This is a genomic window from Massilia sp. TWR1-2-2, assembly GCF_049897565.1.
GTDB lineage: Bacteria > Pseudomonadota > Gammaproteobacteria > Burkholderiales > Burkholderiaceae_D > JAFCUW01.
On sequence record NZ_JAFCWM010000004.1, the window covers coordinates 141,485 to 165,339 of the forward strand.

The 23,855-nt window shown below is 64.5% G+C and carries 21 protein-coding genes and 1 pseudogene; 13 read left to right on the forward strand and 9 right to left on the reverse strand.

What is annotated here, in order from left to right; genetic code table 11:
• Positions 1–10: 10 nt before the first annotated feature.
• Together ACP7DD_RS05605 and ACP7DD_RS05610 are read right to left on the reverse strand one after the other, a co-directional pair.
• The gene (locus ACP7DD_RS05605) at positions 11–718 is read right to left on the reverse strand and encodes a fumarylacetoacetate hydrolase family protein (protein ID WP_426173713.1); all 708 of its coding nucleotides are present in this window, start codon (positions 716–718) and stop codon (positions 11–13) included.
• 130 nt (positions 719–848) lie between these two features.
• Positions 849–1,070 carry a YjbQ family protein gene (locus ACP7DD_RS05610; RefSeq protein WP_426173821.1) on the reverse strand — a complete coding sequence of 74 codons (222 nt, stop codon included), beginning with the start codon at positions 1,068–1,070 and terminating at the stop codon, positions 849–851.
• A 188-nt stretch (positions 1,071–1,258) separates the two neighbouring features.
• Between ACP7DD_RS05610 and ACP7DD_RS05615 the strand changes: the two genes are divergently transcribed.
• A complete protein-coding gene (locus ACP7DD_RS05615; protein WP_426173714.1) occupies positions 1,259–3,466 on the forward strand; it encodes a hybrid sensor histidine kinase/response regulator in 2,208 nt (735 codons plus the stop codon).
• Here ACP7DD_RS05615 and ACP7DD_RS05620 read toward each other — a convergent pair.
• The 4 genes from ACP7DD_RS05620 to ACP7DD_RS05635 all read right to left on the reverse strand — a co-directional run bounded on the left by ACP7DD_RS05620 (position 3,455) and on the right by ACP7DD_RS05635 (position 7,291).
• Positions 3,455–4,591: a sensor histidine kinase gene (locus tag ACP7DD_RS05620; protein WP_426173715.1), complete on the reverse strand. Its 1,137-nt coding sequence runs from the start codon at positions 4,589–4,591 to the stop codon at positions 3,455–3,457. The two genes, ACP7DD_RS05615 and ACP7DD_RS05620, sit on opposite strands and share 12 nt — an antisense overlap.
• Before the next feature lie 367 nt (positions 4,592–4,958).
• Positions 4,959–5,348, reverse strand: a complete 390-nt coding sequence (locus ACP7DD_RS05625) for a hypothetical protein (protein ID WP_426173716.1) — start codon at positions 5,346–5,348, stop codon at positions 4,959–4,961.
• 13 nt (positions 5,349–5,361) lie between these two features.
• Entirely contained in the window at positions 5,362–6,738 is a 1,377-nt protein-coding gene (locus ACP7DD_RS05630) for an App1 family protein (RefSeq protein ID WP_426173717.1), read from the reverse strand.
• Between the two features lie 22 nt (positions 6,739–6,760).
• The gene (locus ACP7DD_RS05635; protein ID WP_426173718.1) at positions 6,761–7,291 is read right to left on the reverse strand and encodes an ankyrin repeat domain-containing protein; all 531 of its coding nucleotides are present in this window, start codon (positions 7,289–7,291) and stop codon (positions 6,761–6,763) included.
• Positions 7,292–7,866: 575 nt separating this feature from the next.
• Here ACP7DD_RS05635 and ACP7DD_RS05640 point away from each other — a divergent pair.
• Together ACP7DD_RS05640 and ACP7DD_RS05645 are read left to right on the forward strand one after the other, a co-directional pair.
• Complete coding sequence (locus tag ACP7DD_RS05640) at positions 7,867–8,490, forward strand: hypothetical protein (protein WP_426173719.1); 624 nt, start codon at positions 7,867–7,869, stop codon at positions 8,488–8,490.
• Between the two features lie 137 nt (positions 8,491–8,627).
• Positions 8,628–9,038 carry a hypothetical protein gene (locus tag ACP7DD_RS05645; protein WP_426173720.1) on the forward strand — a complete coding sequence of 137 codons (411 nt, stop codon included), beginning with the start codon at positions 8,628–8,630 and terminating at the stop codon, positions 9,036–9,038.
• Between the two features lie 23 nt (positions 9,039–9,061).
• On the opposite strand, the gene ACP7DD_RS05650 is transcribed toward ACP7DD_RS05645, so the two are convergent.
• Entirely contained in the window at positions 9,062–11,284 is a 2,223-nt protein-coding gene (locus ACP7DD_RS05650; RefSeq protein WP_426173721.1) for a family 1 glycosylhydrolase, read from the reverse strand.
• Between the two features lie 305 nt (positions 11,285–11,589).
• Here ACP7DD_RS05650 and ACP7DD_RS05655 point away from each other — a divergent pair.
• The 9 genes and pseudogenes from ACP7DD_RS05655 to ACP7DD_RS05695 form a co-directional block, all read left to right on the forward strand.
• Positions 11,590–12,111, forward strand: a pseudogene (locus tag ACP7DD_RS05655) (galactose-1-phosphate uridylyltransferase); the annotation flags it as partial.
• A gap of 241 nt (positions 12,112–12,352) precedes the next feature.
• On the forward strand, positions 12,353–12,682 hold the full coding sequence (locus tag ACP7DD_RS05660; protein WP_426173722.1) for a hypothetical protein: 330 nt from the start codon (positions 12,353–12,355) through the stop codon (positions 12,680–12,682).
• 73 nt (positions 12,683–12,755) lie between these two features.
• The gene (locus ACP7DD_RS05665) at positions 12,756–13,157 is read left to right on the forward strand and encodes a galactokinase family protein (protein WP_426173723.1); all 402 of its coding nucleotides are present in this window, start codon (positions 12,756–12,758) and stop codon (positions 13,155–13,157) included.
• The gene (locus ACP7DD_RS05670) at positions 13,061–13,762 is read left to right on the forward strand and encodes a galactokinase (RefSeq protein WP_426173724.1); all 702 of its coding nucleotides are present in this window, start codon (positions 13,061–13,063) and stop codon (positions 13,760–13,762) included. Before ACP7DD_RS05665 ends, ACP7DD_RS05670 begins: the two co-directional genes overlap by 97 nt.
• A gap of 7 nt (positions 13,763–13,769) precedes the next feature.
• The gene (locus tag ACP7DD_RS05675; RefSeq protein WP_426173725.1) at positions 13,770–15,536 is read left to right on the forward strand and encodes a glycoside hydrolase family 2 protein; all 1,767 of its coding nucleotides are present in this window, start codon (positions 13,770–13,772) and stop codon (positions 15,534–15,536) included.
• A 46-nt stretch (positions 15,537–15,582) separates the two neighbouring features.
• The gene (locus tag ACP7DD_RS05680; protein ID WP_426173726.1) at positions 15,583–18,210 is read left to right on the forward strand and encodes an NAD(P)-binding protein; all 2,628 of its coding nucleotides are present in this window, start codon (positions 15,583–15,585) and stop codon (positions 18,208–18,210) included.
• A gap of 364 nt (positions 18,211–18,574) precedes the next feature.
• Complete coding sequence (locus ACP7DD_RS05685; protein WP_426173822.1) at positions 18,575–20,455, forward strand: potassium transporter Kup; 1,881 nt, start codon at positions 18,575–18,577, stop codon at positions 20,453–20,455.
• A gap of 203 nt (positions 20,456–20,658) precedes the next feature.
• A complete protein-coding gene (locus ACP7DD_RS05690) occupies positions 20,659–21,690 on the forward strand; it encodes an aldose epimerase family protein (protein ID WP_426173727.1) in 1,032 nt (343 codons plus the stop codon).
• Positions 21,691–21,973: 283 nt separating this feature from the next.
• On the forward strand, positions 21,974–22,615 hold the full coding sequence (locus tag ACP7DD_RS05695; protein ID WP_426173728.1) for a hypothetical protein: 642 nt from the start codon (positions 21,974–21,976) through the stop codon (positions 22,613–22,615).
• Here the strand turns inward: ACP7DD_RS05695 and ACP7DD_RS05700 are convergent.
• Positions 22,600–22,947, reverse strand: a complete 348-nt coding sequence (locus ACP7DD_RS05700) for a YnfA family protein (RefSeq protein ID WP_426173729.1) — start codon at positions 22,945–22,947, stop codon at positions 22,600–22,602. The two genes, ACP7DD_RS05695 and ACP7DD_RS05700, sit on opposite strands and share 16 nt — an antisense overlap.
• A gap of 48 nt (positions 22,948–22,995) precedes the next feature.
• On the reverse strand, positions 22,996–23,421 hold the full coding sequence (merR, locus tag ACP7DD_RS05705) for an Hg(II)-responsive transcriptional regulator (protein ID WP_426173731.1): 426 nt from the start codon (positions 23,419–23,421) through the stop codon (positions 22,996–22,998).
• A gap of 71 nt (positions 23,422–23,492) precedes the next feature.
• Here merR and merT point away from each other — a divergent pair, with 71 nt between their 5' ends.
• Positions 23,493–23,843: a mercuric ion transporter MerT gene (merT, locus tag ACP7DD_RS05710; protein WP_426173732.1), complete on the forward strand. Its 351-nt coding sequence runs from the start codon at positions 23,493–23,495 to the stop codon at positions 23,841–23,843.
• The last annotated feature ends 12 nt before the right edge of the window (positions 23,844–23,855 follow it).

A 23,855-nucleotide genomic window follows, 5' to 3' on the forward strand; every position in this document is an offset into this window, starting at 1 on the left:
AGCGGACAAATTATTCCGGGCGAGGGGCCTGGCCGATGGCGCATTCGAAGGTGGCGACGCCGTCGACGCCGCCGCGCACGCGGTCGCCCGGCTGCAAGGCGCCGACGCCGGCCGGCGTGCCGGAGAAAATCAGGTCGCCCGGCGCCAGCGTGACGAAGCGCGAGATATGGCTGATGATGTCGGCCACCGGCCAGATCAATTCGTCGAGCGTGCCTTGCTGGACCACGGCGCCATTGACCTCCAGCCAGATGCGGGCGCCGGCCGGGTGGCCGACTTCACTGACCGGATGGAGCGCGCTGCACGGCGCCGACGCGTCGAAACCCTTGGAGAAGTCCCATGGGCGGCGCAGGTCCTTGGCCACCGCCTGTATGTCGCGCAGCGTCAGGTCGAGCCCGACGCCGTAGCCCCACACCGTCGACAGTGCATCGGCCGGCGCGATGTTGGCGCCGCCGGCGCCGAGAGCGACCACCATTTCCACTTCATGATGCAGGTCGTTCGTTGCGGGCGGGTAGGGCAGCGTGCCCTGGGCGTCGACGACGGCGTCGGCGGGCTTCATGAAAAAGAACGGCGGTTCGCGGTTTGGATCGTTGCCCATCTCGCGGGCGTGGGCGGCGTAATTACGGCCGACACAAAACAGGCGGCGGATCGGGAACCTGGCGCTGCTGCCGGCGACGGCGATGGACGGCGTGGCCGGTGGTGATATTACGTATTCGGTCATGGGATTCCTCATCAAGGCGGCAGCACGATCAGTGCTCGCTTGACGATTTTACTACGCGGAGCTTCCCTCCAAGACGAACCGCACGAACGACGACTCTGAGGTTTGCGGTGTCAGTTAGCGGTGTTGGGTGTCATGCGCCGAGGATGGTGATCACCACGCGGCGCCGTTGCGGCGTTGTGCGGTGTTCCCACAGGGAGATCGCCTGCCACGTGCCGAGCAGCAGGCGGCCGGCGCCCACCGGGACCGTCAACGCGGTGTCGGTCAGCACGCTGCGCGCGTGCGCGGCCATGTCGTCCGGGCCTTCGGTGTCGTGGCGGTGGTTCGATGATGCCATGATGATCTCCGAATTAATTTGAAGAAAACTCCCTGTCGAGCTCCTGCGTAGGCTTGAGTCGGGAAGGAGTAGAAATAGTAAGCAAGCGGCTGACTCATCTGGATCGGTGTACTACTCAGCTCGCTGTAGGACATTTCTGATCGTTGCGGTATCGAAATTTACCCTTGGAAAGGGTATAGTGAGGGGTCGCCTTCAGGACCACACTCATGGCCCGCAACTTCTCACTGCCACTTCGGCATTTCCTCGTCTTGCTTGTCTGCCTGGGACTGCTGCCGGTGGCATCGATCGGCGGCTGGGTCATCTATGCGTCGGTCAACGAGCGGCGCTACGAACTGGAACAGTCGATGATGGCGCTGTCGCGCGCGCTTGCCAGCGCCATCGATTCCGAACTGGAAACCACCGTTGAAAACGTCAAGATGCTGTCGGCCGACCCGGCGCTGCGCGGCAACGACATGGAAAAGTTTTATGAGGTCGCGCGCAGCACTGTCGCCCGTCAGGCGGACTGGCGCAGCGTCGTCGTCACCGACGCTGAAGGGCGCGTCCTGTTCCGCACCTCGGCGCCGTTCGGCGCGACCAGCAAGGTGGTCGAGCCCGACAGCCTGGCGCAGGCGATTCGCACGCAGCGGCCGGCGATCGGCAAGGTGTCCAAGGGGCAGTTGAACCAGCCGGCGGTGCCGGTGCGCGTGCCGGTGTCGCTCGACGGCCGCGTGCGTTATGTCGTCACCGCAGCGCTGGCGCCGGACCGCATGCTGCGGGTGCTCAACAACCAGCAGCTGCCGGCCGGGTGGGTGGTGTCGGTGCACGACTCGTACGGCTTGCGGGTGGCGCGCTCGCTCGACCACGAGCGCACGGTCGGCACCGGTATGTCGGCCACCTTGGCCAAGCTGATCAAGCCGGAGCAGCGCGAAGGCGCCGGCATCACCACCACGCTCGAAGGCAACGAGGTGCTGACGACGTTCACGCGCCTGCCGCGCCATGGCTGGACGGTTGCTGTCGGCGCGCCGACCGCGCACTTTGCCGAGGTGCTGCGCCGCACGCTGGCCGCCTACGCGATGGCGATCGTCGTGTCGCTGGCGCTGTACGGCGCGCTGGCGGTGTTCGTCGCGCAGCGCATCGTGCTGTCGTTCTCGCACCTGAAGCGACAGACCGCGCGGCTCGGCCAGCGCCGCACGGTGCGCCGCGCTTACAGCCGCATCAGCGAAGTCAACGAGATGGGCGAAGAGCTGGTGCGCGCATCCGGCGCGCTGCTGCAGGGCGAACTCGCGCGCGAAAAGCTGGTCGGTTCGCTGCAGGAGGCGCTGCTGCGCGCCGAGCAGGCGTCGGCGACGAAGGACAATTTTCTCGCCGTGCTGGGCCATGAACTGCGCAATCCGCTGTCGCCGATCCTGATGGCGCTCGACCTGATGGACATGCGCGCCAATCCCGATTCGCTGCGCGAACGCCAGACGATGCGGCGCCAGGTCGATCACATGAAACGGCTGGTCGACGACCTGCTCGACGTCTCCCGCATTGCCGAAGGCAAGCTGGTGATGAACAACGAACCGGTGTGCCTGTCGGCCGTCGTCACCCAGGCGGCCGACGCGATCCGGCCGGCGATGGCCGCGCAGGGCCGCTACTTTGTCGAGTCGAAGGGCGAGGTATGGGTGATGGGCGACGAGACGCGCCTGGTGCAGGTGGCGTCGAACCTGCTGGCCAACGCGGTGCGCTACGGCGGCGCCGGCGACGTCGTCATCAGCGTCTGGCGCCAGGACGGCGAGGCGCTGCTGCGCGTCGCCGACAACGGCATCGGCATGGATCCGGCCACCGCCGCGCTCGTGTTTGAGCCGTTCTACCAGGCGCCGCAGCCGCTGGCGCGCTCCGCCGGCGGGCTGGGCCTGGGGCTGACGATCATCTTCAACATCGTCGATCTGCATGGCGGCGCCGTGCGCGCGTCGAGCCGCGGACCGGGTTTGGGCAGCTTGTTCGAGGTGGCGTTGCCGGCGATCGATTCGCCGCTGGCCGGCGCCATGCCGGTCGAACGCGTAGCGCGCGCGCAGGCGCCGCGCAAGGTCGTCATCGTCGACGACAACCGCGACGCCGCCGCCACCACGGCCGCACTGCTGTCGCTGCTGGGGCACGAGGTCGACATCGCGCACGACGGCAGGTCCGGACTGCGGCTGATCCAGGCGATGCAGCCGGACGTCGCATTTCTCGACATTGGCTTGCCCGACATGGATGGCTTTGAACTGGCGCGGGCGGCGCGCGCCTGCGGCTTTGCCGGCCGGCTGGTGGCCCTGACCGGCTACGGCGAAGCGCGCGACCGCCAGCGCGCCACCGACGCCGGCTTCAATGCGCATCTGACCAAGCCGGCCAGCGTCGAGCAGCTCGACGCGGCTATTGCCGGCGGCAGCCTGGCGGCAGTGTCAGCCGGCTGAGGCGGTGCGCGGCAGCGTAACCGTGAATGACGTGCCGGACGATTCGGTCGACGTCACGCTGATGGCGCCGCCGTGGGCGGTGACAATTTCGCGCGCGATGTACAAGCCCAGGCCGAGGTTGTCGGCCGCGCTGCCACTGCGCTCGCTCGCCGAGCGGATCGCGAAGTGCTGGGCCGGATCGAACATCGCGCGCAGCCGGGTCGGCTCGATGGCGCTGCCCATGTTCTGCACCGAAAACGCGACCTGCTCGCCGCCCTTGATGGTCACCCACACCGGCTGGTCCTTGACGCCATGCTGGACCGCGTTGGCGACCAGGTTCGACAGCGCCTGGTTCATGCGCGCGCAATCCCACACCACGTGCAGATTGCCCGACACGTCCAGTTCGATAACCCGTTCTGGATGCATCGCGCGGATTTCGTCGACCACCTGGCGGCACTCGGGCCCGAAGTCCATCGGCGCCGGCTTGATCGGCATGCCGCTGCCGAGGTTGCCCGTGGAGTAGTCGATCAGGTCGCTGACGATCTCGGTGACGCGCTTGGTGCTGCCGACGATGCGAGCGGCGACCGTGTGGTACTTCGCCGGCAGCGATTCGTCGTGCAGCAAGAATTGCGCGCCCATGCGGATGGCGCCGAGCGGATTGCGCACGTCGTGGCCGAGGATGGCGAGGAACACGTTTTGCGAGTCGCGCATCATCGACGAGTAGCGCGCCACCGACTCGGCCAGCGCCTGGTCGATCGCCTCGTTAAAGCGCACCATGTCCTGCGTGGCCAGTTCGTCGGAACTCTTGACGCGCCGCTGCCACAGCCGCAGCACGCTCGAGCGCAAGGCGCGGTACTCGGCCGTCAGCTCTTCTATCGTGAGGCCGGAATTGAGACGGTCTTCGGCGTGCGTTTCGGCGGCGGTGTCGGCCGCCACGACCGGCGCGTTGCCTTTCGACTTGGCGACGCTGTCGGTTTCGTTCTGGTAGCAGTCGAGATCGGCGCAGATCACCGTCAGCATCTGCTCGGCGTGGTCGCGCAGTTTCGCCTTGTTCGCTTCCGCCAGCACATACAGGCTTTCCGCGAAGTCTTCCCATTCCTGCAAGATAATTTCGAGGTTCTCACGGATGAAGGTGGATAGACGCACGGAACTACCTTTCGATGTGGGGGAACTCCCCGGTACAGCTTGATAACGGACAGCACCGCATATCATAGCCTGAAACGCGCGAAATCGGCGGGCGCGCGTGTAAGGTTCGCACTTCCGCCACCTTGCACGGTCAAACATCGGTGACCGTTCGGGGAGGCCGTATGCATTGTCCCGGAAGGATGTGCTGGGTCGCCGCCGTGACGCTGCCCGGTGCTGGCACACTTGCGCAGCCGTTGCCGGCGGTGCGCGCCGACGCCGGGCAGGTGTCGGTATCGGGCCTGTCGTCGGGCGGCTTCATGGCGGTCCAGTTTCACGTTGCCTATTCGGCAAGCGTGATTGGCGCCGGGGTCGTCGCCGGGGGGCCTTTCTATTGTGCGCAAAATAGCGTCGACATCGCGCTCAACAACTGCATGCTGCCCGACCCGGTGCGCCCGGTGCCGGGGTCGAAGCCCTGGTCGCCTTCACCGAGGCGGCCGCGCGGGCCGGCGCGGTCGACGCCACCGCCAACTTGCAGCGCTCGCGCGTGTGGCTGTTTTCCGGCCGAAAGGATCCGACCGTGCTGCAGGGCGTGGTGGCCGCGCTGCAGCGCTATTACCTGAACTTGATGCCGCCGTCGCAGATAACGTACGTCAATACCGTCTCCTGACCTGCCTGAAATCGGCGTCATCACGACGGCCTTCAATTGCGTAACGCGATCACGACGACGCTGCAGAACCAACACGTCCGTCGGCGGCTGGGCTGCCAGTTCGTCGAGCAAGCGCCACCCGCAATCACCGCTCGCCATCATCTTCTTTTTTATCCTGCCGCACCGACCCCAGGCGATCGACGTGAATCAGCCCTTCCGCCGCCGCATGCGATGCGGCGAACACGCTGTCGGGCGCCAAGATCAGCTGGGCGCCGGTGGCGCTCACTTCCTCGGTCAGTCGGTCCAGCGCATCAATCCGCGACGGGTCGGGATTGACGTTGCGGATATATATCACCCGCACCGACTTCGGATGGCGCCGCAAGATCTCGGTATATATCTCCGGATCGCGCTCGCCACTGTCGCCTATCAGCACAAACTGCATCTGCGGATAAAAGCTGAGGATCAGTTCGATCTTGTCGAGCTTGCTGTCGCCGTGTTCAGTGAGATTGAATAACTCGCGCACGCCCAGTTCGCGCAGCAGCAGCGGCCCAAGCGGAATACCCTGAACGCGCAAAAATTCCACCAGCGGCCCGAACAGATGCCACGGACTGCTCGATACATAAAACACCGGATTGCCTTCATTGCCGCCGGCGCCTTCGTGCAGCGCGCGGTACAGCGCGGCCACGCCCTTGAAGGGCTTGCGCGTGTGCGCGTTTGAACGCGCCAGCATCAGCGCCATGTTCAGCTTGTTGGTGACGTTGGTCCACAGTACGGTGTCGTCGATGTCGCTGATGATGCCGAAGCGCGCTGTGGCAGCCGGCACCACCACGTCGGCGTCCGCCCGCACCGGCAGGCCGTCTTCGGCCATGCTGTCGGGCAATTCGAGTTGCACCGTATGCCAGCCGCCGGCCAGCGCCGACGACGGTACGATCTCGAACGTGAAATAGCCGCCGCGGTCGGTCTGCGTTTCGATGCGCTGCCCTTCGAAGTGCGCCAGCACGCGGGCGCCGGCCACCTCGTCGGACTCGAGGCGACGGTATAACTGTAAAAGGTTGCTCCAGCCGCTGTCGTCGCCGGTCTGTTCGCGAAAGCTGCGCTCGTCGAGCACGCGCCCCTTGACCCACAGCTTCCCGGCGTTGCCGAAGCCGAAGTAGGGCACCACCATCATTTGCCGGCCTACAGTCGGCAAGCGCAGCCGCTGCAGCGCGCCGCTGGCGAACTGGCCGGCCGTTTTCGCCAGCCGCCGCCGCAGCGCGGCGCCGGGACGCTCTGCCTCGGGCGCGCGTTCGACCCACATCGTCGCCCCTTGCAGCGGGGCCGAGCGCAGCGCCTGTTCGACCTCGCCGGCAGCGCGCGGATCGACCGTTGAGGCGAGCACATTGACGTCGGCGCCGGCGTCGCGCAGCCGCGCAATTTCAGCGGCAGGCACCAGATCCGGGTTGACATGGAATACGGCGCCGGCCGGCTCGACGCGCGCCACGATGTCGTCGAAACCGGCGCGGGTCAGTATCAAGAACGGCATCGTGCTTACCTTTCGTGCGCGGTCAGCAGGCGATCTGGTTGCCTTGCAAGTGCGGCAGCACGTCCTTGGCGCCCATCTTCTCGGCCAGCGACGCCGCCGTCATGCCGCGGCTGTCGATCGCGTCGACAGCCGCGCCGTGCGAGCGCAGCAGGTCGATGATGGCGGGGCGGTTGAACATGGCCGCCATCATCAGCGGCGTCTTGCCGTCCGGGCTGGCGCCCTCGACGTCGGCGCCGTGGCGCAGCAGCAATTCGGCGATCTCGAAGTAGCCCTTGTAGGCCACGCCGGCCAGCGGCGTCTGGCCCTGGTCGTTGGGCACGTTCGGGTCGGCGCCGGCTTCGAGCAGGATGCGCGCGGTTTCCTGGTGGCCGTGGTAGCAGGCGAGCATGATCAGGCTGTCGCCTTTTTCGTTGCGGAAGTTGACCGGCAGGCCTTTCGCCACCATCGCGCCGAGCGTGGCGTCGTCGCCGCTGCGCACGATGCCAAACACGCTCCGGATGAAATCGATGGCTTCCTGGTCGCCCATGCCGGTTGCTGCGTTAGTTGGTTGCATATTCCCTCATGTCTGTGTTGCCAAGCTTGCACTATAGCGTGCGCAGGTGCTCGTCCTCCGTGCGCGTACGCACGCTTGCGCACGGCTGCAATGCGGCGGCGCGTTTTTCTGGTTCAGGGTATGGTCTGTTGTCAGCATCATAATGTTGTGATGCACGACTTTAGCGGTTTCCCCATAAAACGGAGGTGTACGATGCGTAAAATTATCATGATGGCAATCGCCGGCTTCATCTGGAAAAAATTCCAGGGCCGCATTTTGAAGCAACCAACCCGCGGCCGGACCATGCGCCGCATGTAATGCGTTACCCGCCACGACCTCGACCGGCTCGAGGCCGTGGTCCCGGCGCCGGCGTACTCACCGTCTGTCGCCCTAATGACACACGGCAAGTTATAGCAGCCTCCGCCCTTGATCTGCGTTAAACAGATCGCGCCACCTCCCCACGTAGAATCGTTGTAACTCATCTGCCCATCGCGGCGCATATTTCTCTCGAAAGATTCATTTTCCCGATGCCGGGAAGGGGGACTGTTTGCGCGCCGCGACCGGAAAATTCGATTCGACCAAGACAGGAGCGCTATATGTTTTCCAAAAAATACCATGTGGGCACAGGTGGACTTGCGGCTGTGACCAGCCTGTTGCTGCTGTCGGCTTGCGGTGGTGGCGGCGACGATGCGCCGCCAGTGGTGCCGGTGCCGCAGCCTGCCGAGCCGACACTGGCCGCCGCCTACACCGACCTCGTTTCCGGCGCGCAAAACGGCGCCACCACGTGGACCGACGGCAGCGGTACAGGCGCGCCGATCGGTGGCATCGAATGCCTGGGCAACAATGTGTTGCACAATCATGCGCTGATCTCGATTTACCAGAACGGCGTCAGGCTGGCGGTACCGGAATCGGTCGGGCTGCGCGGCTGCACCTATGAACTGCACACGCACCACCGCTCCGGTGTGGTCCACGTCGAGCCGAACGTGGCGCGCAACCTGACGCTCGGCCAGTTCTTCGGCGTCTGGGGCCAGTCGCTGTCGCGCACCGCGGTTGCCGGCCTGACCGGCCCGGTGCGCTTCTACATCGTCAGCGGCGAGGTACTGACGCGCTACGAAGGCAATCCGGCCGATATTTCCTTCGACGGCCACAAGGAAATCGTCATCGTCGCCGGCAGCGCCCCAGCTGTGTTGCCAAAATACCGCTGGCCGGCCAATCTGTAGGCGAGGTGATCGGTTCTGAGCGCGAACTAACAGACGGCGAGTTGATGGGCAGTGAAAATGCAAGTAGGCCGCACAGAGTGCTCCTCTCGCGGTTTATTTGCAGGAGGAAATTAAACCCACTACCTAGGAGAACACCCATGAACCAACCAATGTCAGCGGCACGCACACTTATCCTGATCGCCGCCATCGGCGCGGCAGCAGTCGGCTGCAAGAAGGCCGACGTTGTCGCCCCGGCGCACACTACCGCAACGACGACGGCGACCGTCCCATCGACGCCGGGCACCAGCGCAACGGCCGGCACTTCCGACGCCGGCAAGGCAGGCACCGCGAACAATGCGGCCAACGGCACCACTGGCACCACGGGTACCAGCGGCACCGCCGGCAGCAGCGGCATGACCGGCGCCGGTTCGACCGACGCCACCACCACCTCGACCGCGGCCGGCACGACGGCCAACGACGCGAAGAAGGCGCCGGTGCAGAACAACAGCGGCCAGACCCAAGGCACCACGCCGAATACGTCGCTGCCAGTATCGGACGGCAGCCGCTAATCGCCGTTCAGCGTGCGCCGCAATCAGTGTGGCGGATGCTCGGCGCCGCGTTCGCGCGACGCCATGAAACGCTGCAAGGCGCTGTCGAGCGTTGGCAGCAGGACGCCGCGCTTGCTGTCGAGAGCGCTGTACTGCGGCCGCACCGCGATGTAATTGCAGGCTGCAGCCGCCTGCGGCTCCAGCCGGCTGCAGTCGATGCCCGCAAGCCGTGCCGCCTGGCCGGCCAGCTCGACCCACGTCAGCGGCTGGCCGTTGGTCAGATGCCACACGCCGCATTCTGCGTCGATGATCAAGTCGAGGCAGGCGTTGACCAGGTCCGGCACATACGTTGGCGATACGGTGATGTCGTCGGCGGCATGGAAGGGTAGTCCTCCCTCGAGGGTATTGATCGCCTGCGCAACGAAGTTGTATCCATCCCACGGTCCGAAAAACGAGCTGGTGCGCACCACCAGCGCGGCCGGATTGCACGCCAATACTGTCGATTCGCCTTCCGCCTTGCTGCGGCCATAAATGTTGAGCGGAGCAATCGTATCGGTCTCCACATAAGGCGCGCGCTGCTGTCCGTCAAATACCAGGTCGCTGGAAAATGTCGTCAGATGCACCCCGGCCCGCGCACACGCGGCCGCCAGCACCGCCGGGCCGAGCGCATTTTCGCGAAAGCACCGGTCGACATCGTTTTCCGCCTCGTCGACGCGCACGTAGCCGCTGGCGTTGACGATGGCCCATGGGCGCAGCCGCTCAATCGCGCGCTCCACCGACAACGGGTCGGCAATGTCCATGTCCTGGCGGCCCAGCACGCGGTAGGCGAGGTGCCGCTCCGCGCAGATGCGCGCGAATGCCCGGCCGAGCGTGCCGCTGGCCCCTGAAATGAGGATCGGCGCGCCATCGGCCGCGCCGTCTGGTGGCGCCGGCATGCCGGCAATCGTCGCTCCCAGCAGGCGGGAGGAGCGCCGCCACCAGCCCTGGCCCTGCAGCGCGGGGTGGGACGGCGCGCGGCCATCGGCCAGTTCGCGCAGCATCCCGGCCACCGCCGTTGGCCGCGGCAGCGACGCGCGGATATCGAAGGCGCCGGACTCGTAATAGCCTTCGTCGCGCGTGACGAGGCTGTTCCAGTCAAACGAGCCGAGCAGGGCCCACGCGGTGATCGCGCGCAGGTCCACGCCCTTGTCGCGCGCTTGCAGCCCGGCCTGCCAGATTTCCGCCAGCCAGCGCAACTGGTCTTCGCGGCTGGCCGCAAGGTGCGCCTCGGTCACCGCCAGCGGCAGGCGATAGCGATCCCAGATTTCATCGAGCAGCGGGCCGATACCCGGCGTTGGCGTGGCCAGCGCGCGCGCCGTTTCGATGTCGATGCACGGCTTGCCGTCGACCACGCCGGCCAGGTGCAGCGGATAGCGTTCGGTGCGATGGTCGAGCCAGCGTTCGCTGGTGACGTAGTAATTGACGCCGATGATGTCCGGCGGGCAGGGATTGTCGCGGAACCACAGGATGGCGGCCGGGTCGAGGCCGCTGGCCGTCAGGTAGTTCCACAGCGAATGGCGCTCATCGACCATGCCGCACAGCAAATCCCACCCCAGCCAGCGCCGTTCGTTGTAAAAGCTGGCCAGGTCGGCCAGCGCGCCGGTGCTGTAGTTCTTGCCAAGGTCGTCCGGCTGCACCAGTTTGGCGCCGGGATTGACGGCGCGAATGGCCCGCATCGCCAGCACGGTGGCGCGGCACTGGTTTAGCAGCGCCTCTATAAAGGCGCGGTCGTCGCTGCGGTGCGGGTACCACAAACCGTACAGGCCGCTAAAGCGCGCCGTCGTCAGCGGTTCGTTGACCGGCGTGTAGTGCTCGATCCACGGGTAGCGCGCCGCCACGGCGCCGGCATATTCGGCGAGCTGGCCGGCAAAAGCCGGGTCGAGCAGGCTCGTATGCCGCGGCCCGCTGCCGTGGTGCACCAGCCCGGCGATGACGGCGATGCCGGCCTCGCGCAACGCCGGCAGCTGGCGGTCGGCCCAGGCCCAGTCGGCGCTGCCCAGGCCGTCGGGCGCGATGTGCTCCCACAGCAGCGGATAGCGGATCGCGCTGATGCCTAGCGCCGCGAAGCGGGCGACATCGTCGGGCCGGCGCTCATGGCCGTTGCGCTCGATCTGGTTGAAATAGCGTTCGCCGACGCGGTTGACGGTGCATTCGATGCCGCCCCATAAGGCCAGGGTATCGGCGGCCGGCGTCGTTTTGTCAGATTGGTTCGAGTCATTAGTTGTCATGGGTCGAAGGTCAACGCTGCAGAGGTATCTTTTATACATCGCCGCGGCCCCGGCACGATTATCGTGAACGCCGATCAAGGTCAGTTTTTGTCTCTTATTTTCGTAAGCGTGGAACTACAAAACGTTACGCACAGCGCCGTGCCGCCACACGGACTGTGCAAATCCCGCTCACTGCCGGGCACGGTGCGCGCAGCCGCATTTAACACAAATTCCAAAATGCAAGCTTGTCGAGCATAAATGGAAATCTTGGAAAACTGCCATGTTACGCTTGTTACATGTTGTTGCTGACGTCGGTGATTTGACTCATGTACCTGATTGACGACCTGAAGCCGGACGGCCGCGCGCTTACGTTGTACAGCCGCGCGCCGATCACATCGGCCGGTGCCGCGCCCAGTCCGATTGCCGACCGGCTCGACGCCAACCCGCACTTTCGCTGGCATCCACTGCGCGGCGAATGGGTGGCTTACGCGGCTTATCGGCAGAACCGCGCCTTCCAGCCGGCACCCGAGTACAACCCGCTTGCCGTGACGACCGACCCGGCGGCGCCGACCGAACTGCCTCCAGGCGACTACGAAATCGCGGTGTTCGGCAACCGCTTCCCGTCGATGGCGCTGGACGCCCTCGACGCGCCCGCCGTCAGTGTGCCGAGCGCGCCGGCCACCGGCCATTGCGAGGTGGTGGTATTTACCCAGGATCCGGGCGGCGCGCTGGCCACGCTGACCTTGGGCCGCATCGAACTGTTGCTCGAAGTGTGGGGCGACCGCACCAAACGCGCGGCGCAAGGCGGCGCCATCCGGTACGTGCTGCCGTTCGAGAACCGCGGCGCCGAAGTCGGCGTGACCTTGCATTATCCGCACGGGCAAATCTATGCCTATCCGTTTGTGCCGCCGGTGCCGGCCGCAATGCTGGCGCAGGAACTGCTGTACCACGCCCAGCATGGCCGAGCGTTGCTGGTCGACATTGTGCGGGCGGAGCTGTCCGATCCGGTGCGCATGCTGTACCAGGGCGAGCACGCGGTGGCGTTCGTGCCGCCGTGCGCGCTATCCCTACGAAGTGTGGATCACGCGGATGGCGCCGACGCCGGACTTTGCGGCGCTGTCGATCCAGCAGTGCGCCGACCTGGCGCGCGCGCTCAAGACCGTGCTGCTGAAATACGAAGGCTGGTGGGAGCGGCCGTTTCCTTACCTGATGACGTGGTACCAGGCGCCCACCGACGGCCAGCCGCATCCCGAGACGCAGCTGCATGCCCAGTTCCATCCGCCGTACCCCACGCGCGAGCGGTTCATGTACCTGGCCGGCACCGCGCTGGGCGCAGGCATGTTCGCGATGGATGCGTTGCCGGAAGAAAAGGCAGCTGAGTTGCAGGCGGTAACGATCCCGGCGGAGTCGATCGCATGAGCGAGCGCGCCATCACCGCGGCGGAGTATGTTGCCGACGACTACGCGCAGGCAAGCGCGCCGGCCGGGTCAACTTGCTCGGCGAACACACCGACTACAACGATGGCTTCATGCTGCCGATCGCCACGCCGCAGCGCACCACCGTCACGGTCGGCCTGCTGCGCGAGCCGAAGTTCGTGTTCTATTCGGCCACGCTGCGCAGCGAAGCGTCGTTCGGCATCAATGACGAGGCGCCGCCCGGCTTTGCCCGCTATGTGTTCGGCTGCATCCGCATGCTGCAAGCCAGCGGTATTGCCGTGCCGCCGCTGCGCCTGCATGTCGACTCGAACGTGCCGCTCGGCACCGGCCTGTCGAGCAGCGCCGCGCTCGAGGTGGCGCCTTGCGCTGCCTGCTCAAGTTCGACCTCGACGACACGGCGCTGGCGCTGCTGGCCCAGCAGGCCGAAATTCGTTACGCGGGCGTCCACTGCGGCGTGATGGACCAGATGGCGTCAAGCCTGGCCGACGAAGAACGCATGCTGTTTCTCGACGCGCGCACGCTGGCAACGCGCATCTTGCCGCTGCCGGCCGGCGCCGAGATCATCGTCATCGACTCCGGCGTGCCGCGCACCCTGGCCGGCAGCAAATACAACGAACGCCGCGCCGAATGCGAAGCGGCCGCCCAGGCGCTGGGCGTGAGCGCGCTGCGCGACGTCGACAGTGTCGCTGCCGCCGAGCAATTGCCGGCGCCGCTGCGCCAGCGCGCGCGCCATGTAATCAGCGAAAACTTGCGCGTGCTCGAAGCCAGTAGCGGAGTCAGCGCCGTCCGTTTCGGTCAAATGATGAGGGCGTCGCACGAAAGCTTGCGCGACGACTATGACGTATCGATCGCCGCGCTCGACGAGCTCGTGGCGATGCTCGACGCCAGCGACGGTGTCTTTGGTGCGCGCCTGACCGGCGCCGGCTTCGGCGGCGCCTGTGTGGCGCTGTGCCGCAAGGGAGAGGCAGCGGCGATCGGCAGCGCCGTTGTGAAACGCTACAACGGCAGCGGCGGCGGCGGCGGCGGCGCCACCTTGCTGCTGCCGGCTACAACAACTGACTAAGGAAACAATGAGCGACTTCATGTATCCCCGCCCGCAACTGGTGCGCGACAGCTGGCAATCGCTGAACGGCAGCGGGGACTTCGCCTTCGACGACGAGCGCCGCTTTTCCAGCGCGGCCGACCCGATCGACTGGAGCCGGCGCATCCTGGTGCCGTTCGCGCCGGAGGCGTCGGCCAGCGGCATCGGCGACACCGGCTACCACCAGAGCTGCTGGTACCGCCGCGAATTCGACATCGAGCGCGGCGACGACCGCGTGATGCTGCATTTCGGCGCCGTCGACTACTCCGCCCGCGTGTGGGTCAACGGCATCTTTGTCGTCGAGCACATGGGCGGGCACACGCCGTTTTCGGCCGACATCACCGAGGCGCTGAACATCGACGGCCCGCAGCTGGTGACGGTGCAGGCGATCGACGATCCGCACGACCTGGCCAAGCCGCGCGGCAAGCAGGACTGGCTGCGCGACCCACATTCGATCTGGTATCCGCGCACCACCGGCATCTGGCAGACGGTGTGGCTCGAACGCGTTGCCAGCACCTATATTTCGGTGCCGCGCTGGACGCCGTCGTTCGAAGGCGTCGAAATTGGCTGCGAGGTGCGGCTCGACGGCATGCTGCACGACGACCTGTTGGTCGGAGTCAAGATTCGCCACGGCAACACCGTGATGGCCGGCGACATGTACAAGATTGTCGGCCAGCAAGCGATCCGCAAGATTGCCTTGTCCGACCCCGGCATCGACGACTCGCGCAACGAGCTGCTGCGGAGCCCGGAGCGGCCGACCCTGCTCGACGCGGAGCTGACCTTGTTTCACAACGGCCGCGCGATCGACCGGGTCACGTCGTATACGGCCTTGCGCGAGTTCACCATCAACCGCGACCGCCTGATGCTCAACGGCCGCCCGTATCCCTTGCGCCTGGTGCTCGACCAGGGCTACTGGCCCGACACTCTGATGACGGCGCCGTTCGACGACGCGCTGCGCCGCGACGTCGAGCTGGCCAAGGCGATGGGGTTCAACGGCGTGCCCAAGCACCAGAAAATCGAGGATCCGCGCTACCCGTACTGGGCCGGCAAGCTCGGCTTGCTGGTGTGGGAAGAGATGCCGTCGGCCTACCGCTTGAGCCCGAAAGCGATCACCCAGCTGGTGCGCGAGTGGACCGAGGCGATCGAGCGCGACTACAGCCACCCGTGCGTCATCGTCTGGGTGCCGTTCAACGAATCGTGGGGCGTGCCGAACCTGACGGCGATCCAGTCCCGCCGCAACGCCGTCGAGGCGCTGTACCACCTGACCAAGACGCTCGACTCGACGCGGCCGGTGATCGGCAACGACGGCTGGGAAGCGTCGGCCACCGACATCCTCGGCATCCACGACTACGACTGCGACCCGGCCAAGCTGCGCGCCCGCTACGAGGTGACCGACCCGGTGCGCACCTTGTTCGACCAGCGTCGCCCCGGCGGGCGGATCCTGACCCTGGACGGCTTTCCGCACCGCGGCCAGCCGATCGTGCTGACCGAGTTTGGCGGCATCGCATTCGACAAGCGCGCCACAGGCGGCCACACCTGGGGCTATTCGCGCGCGAACTCCGAAGAAAGTTTTTACAACCTGTACCGCAGCTTGCTCGAAGTCGTCAATACGACCTTCATGTTCAGCGGTTTTTGCTACACCCAGTTCGCCGACACGTTCCAGGAGGCCAATGGCCTGCTGTGCGCCGACCGGACTCCCAAGATCCCACTCGAACAGATCAGCGCGGCCACGCGCAACCTCCGGCTCGAGCAGTGATGTTTGTTTAACCATCGCCCCGCCAGGGCCCCGAAAGGAAAAATGTATGCCTAAGATTATTGTGTTTTGCCACCTGCGCTGGGATTTCGTGTTTCAACGTCCGCAGCAACTGTTGACGCGCCTTGCCGAGTATTACCAGATCATCATGGTCGAAGAGCCGATCTTCCACGAGGGCGAAAACGTCCTGCGCAAGACGGTCGTCGCGCCGAACGTGACGGTGTGCCAGCCATTGACGTCGTCGCAGGCGCCCGGTTTTCACGACGACCAGATTCCGCTGCTCAAGCCATTGCTCGCCGAACTGGCCAGCGACGGTGAAGATCCGGTCGTGTGGCTGTACACGCCGATGGCGCTGCCGCTGGTACAGGGCCTGCACCCGTCGCTGGTGGTCTACGACTGCATGGACGAACTGGCCGCCTTCAAGAATTCGCCGAAGCAGCTGTTGCAGCGCGAGACGGCCTTGCTCGGCATTGCCGACCTGGTGTTTACGGGCGGCCCCAGCCTGTACGAGGCGAAGCGCGAGCGCCACGCCAACGCGCACTGCGTCCCCAGCAGCGTCGACGCCGCCCACTTCGGCAAGGCGCTCGAGCGCTCCATCAGCCATCCGGCGCAAGCCGCTGTTGGCGGGCCGCGGCTGGGCTTTTTCGGCGTCATCGACGAGCGCTTCGACATTGACCTGCTGAGCGCGCTGGCCGATGCCCGGCCGCACTGGCAGCTGGTGATGGTCGGCCCGGTCGTCAAGATCGACCCGGCGCAGCTGCCGCAGCGCGCCAACATCCACTACCTGGGCCAGCGTTCCTACGACGACCTGCCGCAGTTCCTGGCCGGCTGGGATGTGTGCCTGCTGCCGTTCGCGCTGAACGAATCGACCAAATTCATCAGCCCGACCAAAGTGCTCGAATACATGGCCGCTGAACTGCCGATCGTCAGCACGCCGATCACCGACGTCGTGGTGCCTTACGGCCACGTGGTCGCCATCGCCGACACGGCCGACAAGTTCATCGCCGCCTGCGACGCCGCGCTGGCGATGACGCCGGAACAGAGCGCCAGGATGATCGACGAGATGCGCGCCATCGTCGCCAACACTTCGTGGCAGAACACGGCCGAGCGCATGCGCGCGCTGATCGAATCGACGCCGCGCTCGAGCCAGGCAAGCCGGGCGCCGGCGGCATCGCCTGAAGCGATCGCAACTGGCGGCGCGGTGGTCAATCCGCTGCGCTCGCAAGCGGCGCTGCAGACGGTGTCGTGCGTGATCGTCGGCGCCGGCCCGACGGGCCTGTCGGCCGCGATGCACCTCGGCGCGGACGCGCTGCTGCTCGAACGCAACCCGACGGTCGGCGGCTGGTGCCGTTCGGTCGTCGACAACGGCTTCACGTTCGACTGCGCCGGCCACATCATGTTCTCCAACGATCCGTATGTGCTCAAGCTGTACGACAAGCTGCTCGGCACCAACATGCACTGGCAGAACCGCGAAGCGTGGGTCTACAGCAAGCACGTGTTTACCCGCTATCCATTCCAGGGCGCGCTGTACGGCCTGCCGCCGGCAGTTATCAAGGAATGCATCGTCGGCGCCATGGAAGCGCGCTTCGGCACGCTCGGCCACGAGAACAAGGGCGCCGTCGCCAATGACGCCAAGTGCGAGCCGACCGCGGTGAAAGACTGCTGCGCCGACGGCACCGTCGATATCGCCAACGGTGCGGCATCGCAGCCGGGCGAAGTGAAGAACTTCGAACAGTTCATCTACAAGGTATGGGGCGCCGGCATTGCCAAGCACTTCGCGATTCCTTACAACGAGAAGCTGTGGACGGTGCCGCTGACGGAAATGGAAACGTCGTGGCTGGGCGGGCGCGTGCCGCTGCCTGACCTCGAAGAAATCATCGAAGGCGCGCTCGAGCCGGTCGGCAAGCCGATGGGCCCGAACGCGCGTTTCGGCTATCCGATCAAGGGCGGCTTCCAGGCGCTGATGAACGGCTTCCTGCCGCACATCGGCGGCAAGCTCGAGCTCAATGCCGATGTGGTGCAGCTGCTGCCGCACGAGCACGTGATCGCGCTGGCCGACGGCCGCCGCTTCCGTTATGACGATCTGATCAGCACGATGCCGCTGCCGGAACTGATCAGGCTGATCGGCGATGCCGCGCCCGACCATGTCCAGGAAGCCACGCGCGGCCTGAAGCATATCTCGATTCGCAACGTCAACATCGGCATCGACCGCGAGAATATCACCGACAAGCACTGGATCTATTATCCGGAGGATTCAATCTTTCACCGCATCTTCGTGCAGGGTAATGCCAGCAAAGAATGCAACGCGCCCGGCGGCTTCGGATTCACCTGCGAAATCTCGTATTCGCCGTGGAAGCCGCTGCCATGCGACCACGACGAGCTGATCCTCCGCGTCATCGCCGATTGCATCAAGGTTGGCATGATCCTGCCGGACGACAAGATCCTCGCCGCCAACGAGATCGACATGCCGTACGCCTACGTGGTGTACGACCACGCGCGCGCACACAACGTCGAGACGTGCAAGGCCTGGCTGGCGCAGTATGACATCATGCTGTCGGGCCGCTACAGCGAGTGGGAGTATTACAACTCGGACCACGCTTTCCTGGCCGGCAAAAAAGCCGCTGAGAAAATTCTGCAAGCGAACGCTGCACGGGCGCCTGCAAAAGCCGAGTCCTGATGCAGTAACGAGGCAAGCCACCGCCCGCTCCCGCTGGCGGTGGTTACGATGGGAGCATTCTTACGTGATGTAATCATATGAACGATCACGTCAATCCCGTTCGGCCGGCTGGCCGACGGGTGCGCCGTTTTTTCAGTGTGCGCTGCCAGGCGTCAGCTACGGCGTCCGCGCGATGCCTGCGCGACCGGGTCGCGCTATTGCTTTTCACCCGACTAGCCACGCTCGGCCCGTCCCGCCTGCGGCGCAATTGTTTACACACTATCTACTAATGTCCGGATAATGGTCGAGTTTGGCGGTGCACGGGCTTTCACTTCGGGTGACGGTGGTGCCAGCGGATCTATCGATAAAAGGTACCAAGAAAAAAATGAGCAACGAAACAACAACCAGGAGTGGTGTAGCGGCGCTGACGCTGGGGGCAATCGGCGTGGTGTATGGCGACATCGGCACCAGCCCGCTTTACACGATGAAGGAGGTGTTCGCTCCGGCGCATGGAATCGCCGTTTCACCGGCCAATGTGATCGGGGTCGTATCGTTGATCCTGTGGTGCCTCATCGTCGTCATCTCGCTCAAATACGTAACGCTGGTACTAAAAGCGGACAACGGCGGGGAAGGCGGCATCATGGCGCTCACCGCCCTGGCGCTCAGATCCGTGACCCAACATTCGCGTTTTTATTACCCGGTGATGTTGATGGGGATGATAGGCGCGGGACTATTCTTTGGCGACGGCGTCATTACACCGGCAATTACGGTGCTGTCGTCGATCGAAGGCATCGAAGTGGCAACGCCGGCGTTCAAACCGTATGTCATACCGGCGACGCTGCTGGTGCTGACCGCCTTGTACTGGGTGCAGCACCGCGGCACCGGCGGCATCGGCAGGTGGTTTGGCCCGATCGTGCTGGTGTGGTTTACGACCCTGGCAGCGATGGGGATTGTCAATATCGCCGCCAACACCGAGATTCTGGCAGCGCTGAACCCTGTGTATGCATTCGAATTTCTTCGTTCGAACGGATGGTTTGCCTTTGTCGCCCTGGGCGCGGTCGTACTTGCGCTCACCGGCGCCGAAGCTTTGTACGCCGACATGGGCCATTTCGGCCGCAAGCCGGTGCGCCTTGCATGGTTCTCGGTGGTGTTTCCTGCGCTGGCGCTGAACTACCTCGGGCAGGGCGCCATGCTGTTATCGAACCCGGCGGCGGCGTCGAATCCCTTCTTCAATCAGCTCGGCGCCTGGAGCATCTACCCGCTCGTTGTCCTGTCCACGATCGCCGCGGTCGTCGCCTCGCAAGCCACCATCTCCGGCGCTTTTTCGGTGGCGCAGCAAGCGATCTCGCTGGGCTTCCTGCCGCGTATGCAGATCTTGCATACGTCGCACCAGGAAAAAGGACAAATCTATATTCCGCTGGTGAACTGGCTCCAGTTCGCAGCCGTCGTCTTTGCCGTCGTCGTCTTCGGCTCCTCGACCAACCTGGCGGCCGCCTACGGTATTGCTGCCACGGCGACGATGCTGACGACCACGCTGCTGACCTTTTTTGTCGTGCGCTACGGTTGGCGCTACTCCCGCTTTATTGCGATCGGTGCGACGTGTTTCTTCCTGATATTCGACGTCACGCTGTTCGCGTCGACCAGTCTCAAGATCGTCAGCGGTGGTTGGTTCACGCTGCTGATCAGCTTCGTCATGGTGATGATGATGCTGACGTGGCGCAATGGCCGTGAACTCGTGTACGAGAATTTGAAAACCCACATGATCCCGCTGTCCGACTTCCTCAGCGGGCTATTCGCAGCGCCGCCGCACAGGGTTCCCGGCACGGCGGTATTTTTCCGCTCCGACGGCGACGGCGTGCCGCACGCAATGCTGCACAACCTGCTGCATAACAAGGTGCTGCACGAACGCGTCATCTTCTTGACGGTGCTATCGACGGATAATTCAAAGGTTGCCGCGTCCGAAAGAGTAAAGATCACCGCGCTCGGTCACGACTGTTTCCAGGTCGACGTGGCGTACGGTTTCACCGACAGCCGGGATATTCCGGCCGCACTGGCGTTGTGCGGGGATCGCGGCCTGCTGTTCGAGCCGATGGAAACGTCGTATTTCATCGCGCGCCAAACGGTGATCGCCACCCCTGGCGCCGGAATGGCGTTGTGGCGCGAACGCCTGTATGCCTCGATGGCAAGGAATGCGCGCGACGCCGCCGACTATTTCAAACTGCCGACGAACCGGGTGATCGAACTCGGTACGCAGGTGGAGATCTAGCTGCAGCCAATGCCGGCGCGCGGGCGCAACGCAGAACGGGCCGTCGGCAACGCCACGCATCAAGCGGCTGCAGCCTGCTGAGAAGGTCGATGGCGCGCTGATGGTGATGCTGATTGAAGCACGGCCGGCGCAGCGCAGAGTGCAGCGGTGCGGGACGCGCAGCGAGACAGGCCGGTCGCCGCGCGATGGCATAAAATGTTCGCATGACTATCCCTATCAGGCAGACACCGTTCGGCCGGCTGGCGGACGGCTCCCCGGTTTCGCTGTTCACGCTGACCAATGCCGACGGCACGGTGGTCAGGGTGACCGATTTCGGCGGCATCATCACCGAACTGCACGCGCGTGACCGCAACGGCGTGCTGGCCGACGTGGTGCTCGGCTTCGACCACCTGGCGCCTTACCAGCGCGAGCATCCGTATTTCGGCGCGCTGATCGGCCGCTACGCCAACCGCATCGCGGGCGGGCGCTTCTGGCTCGATGGCGTCGGCTATCAGCTCGACGTCAACAACGGGCCGAACCATCTGCATGGCGGCCGCACGGGCCTGCACAACGTCAAGTGGGACGCCGACATCGACGGCGCGGTCCTCACGCTGCGCCGCCGTTGCGCCGCCGGCGAGCAGGGCTACCCCGGCACCTTGGCCGTGACGGCCAGCTACCAGCTTACCGACGACAACGAGCTGATCATGCGGCTGAACGCGGTGACCGACCAGGCCACGCCCGTCAACCTGACCCAGCACAGCTACTTCAACCTGGCCGGCGACGGCGACATCGTGGGCCACCAACTGACGCTCCACGCCGATGCGTTCACCCCGGTCAACGAGGTACTCATTCCCACCGGGCAGGTGCGCCCGGTGGCCGGCACGGCCTTCGATTTCCGCACGCCGCGCGCAGTTGGCGAGCGCATCGGCGACGCCGACCCGCAACTGCGCTACGCCGGCGGTTACGACCACAACTTCGTCCTGAGCGGATCGGGCCCGGCGGCGCGCCTGTACGATGGCGCATCGGGCCGGGTGCTTGAGTTGTGGACCGCCGAGCCGGGCATGCAGTTCTACAGCGGCAATTTCCTCGACGGTTCGCTCAGCGGGAAAGGGCGGCAATACACCTTCCGCAGCGGCTTGTGCCTGGAGCCGCAGCATTTCCCCGATTCGCCGAACCAGCCGTCGTTTCCGAACACCATCCTGCGCCTCGGCGAGCGCTACGCCACCGAGTCGCGCTACCGCTTTTTCACCGAGTAGCGTCAGCGTCAGCCTACGGCGGCCAGTGGCGTCGTCCGATAGCCATCCGTGCTTGTCCCGTTTAGTGTGCTTTGTGCAATTACCAAAGGAGCGCCGATGTGTGGACGACTGGTTATGGCGCTTCTGCTTTGTTAGGTAATTAGTATCGTGCCGTCAATCTCTTATAGAAGCGCCGCCGCGTCAGGTCACTGGCCCAGCGCGTCGACGGCCGCTGGCGTTCCCGAATGGATGCGATCGAGCCGCATACTTACTTCGGCAGGAATTCCTGCGCAAGGAATGACCGTTGCACCTGATTCGATCCGCTGAAGACTTCACGATCGCACGCATCCCCAGGCCGGGGTTTCCCATTTTGCTCTGGGAGGAAATGCGTGGCTGCACCGAAGCCAATGGTTTCTTGCGCCATTACCTGATGCGTGGGCAGATCGGCTCAGAAAAGTCCTGGGAGGTGATCGGCAGAACGATCTATGACTACTTCGGATTTCTCGAAGCCCATGATCTCGCGTGGGACCAAGCCGCCTGTTACAGCTCGGAGGACGATGACGGCGAGGTCTACTGGTGGACGCGATCGAGGTCGACCAAGACAGACGAGGGCAAGACGGAGTGGATGATTCCGGAAGCGGGCGTACTTGCGGTGCGTGGGATGGAGCGCTGGGCGGAGCCATACCACGCGGCCCTGCGCGGCGAGATTAAGGAGAAGCGCGCAGTCGACGTCGATGATCCCGCTATCGCTGTGGCTCAAGAACATGGCGGGGCGCTCTTTGTCGGCCGGAAATCCCAAGATTGCAAGCTATCCATTTTCTCGAGCCGACAACGCGGGAGCCGCACCGCTCCTCAAGTAGATCCAGGAGTTCGACACAAGTGCCTTGGACAGTGGCTCCTCGCCTGCTTGTTGGTTAGCCCGAGCGGAAATCAGTCGGAACGATGACCGAGTGCAATGACGCCTGCGCCGAGCAGGGCCAGACCCACTCCCACATAGTCATTCCAGCGCGGCGTGACACCGTCGACCACGTACAACCAGACCAGAGCGGTAGCGATATACACGGCGCCGTAGGCAGCGTAGACGCGGCCGCTGGCGGCGGGGTGCAACGTCAGCAGCCACACGAAAATTGCCAGGCTTAACGCCGCGGGTGCGAGAAGCCACGGACGGCCTTTTCCGGTCAGCCAGAGCAAAGGTAAATAGCAGCCCAACAGTTCTGCAATTGCTGTTACGGCAAATAGTCCCAAGGTGCGAGACACGACGAGCACATCCAAACGCATTCCCTTTTCAAATCATGGGCCATCGCAGAAAACGGAAAATAAAGCACGCTAAGGCATCGCCGGGCTTGCGCCACCTTGTAGCGACGCAATCAACGGGCAAGAAACATTTTCCTGGCGCAGACGGCAGGCGCACACAAGCTCGGACAGCACCGACTCCATACGTGCCAAGTCGGCCATCTTCTCGCGCACGGTTTTCAGCTTGTGTTCTGCCAGGCTGCTTGCTTCCTCACAGTGGGTGCCATCGTCCAGCCGCAGCAGCTCTGCGATCTCGTCCAAACTAAATCCCAGCCGCTGGGCCGATTTCACAAACCGTACCCGCGTCACATCCGCCTCGCCGTAGCGGCGAATGCTGCCATAGCGCTTGTGCGGCTCGGGCAGCAATCGCTTACGTTGATAGAACCGGATGGTCTCTACATTGACCCCTGCGGCCTTGGCAAAAGCGCCGATGGTTAGATTCTCCAAAATAGTTTGCATATCATTTGACTCCGTACATCACTACGGAAGTAAGGTTACGCTATTCCTTCTACTTTCGATAGGACAAACCCATGTCTGAACCACAAAACGGACGCGGCGCGCTCTTCGCCGGCGGACTGGCCGCCATCCTCGCCTCTACCTGTTGCCTTGGGCCGCTAGTCCTGGTCGCTTTGGGATTCAGCGGCGCGTGGATCGGCAACCTGACGGTATTGGAGCCGCATCGGCCGATCTTCATCGGCGCGGCGTTGGTTGCGCTGTTCTTTGCCTGGCGGCGCATTTTCCGACCGGCAGAAGCCTGCAAGCCGGGCGAGGTGTGCGCGATTCCACACGTGCGCACCATCTACAAGCGCATGTTCTGGATCGTGGCCCTGCTGGTATTGGTCGCGCTTGGTTTTCCCTACGTCATGCCATTTTTTTACTAATCAGGAGTGCAC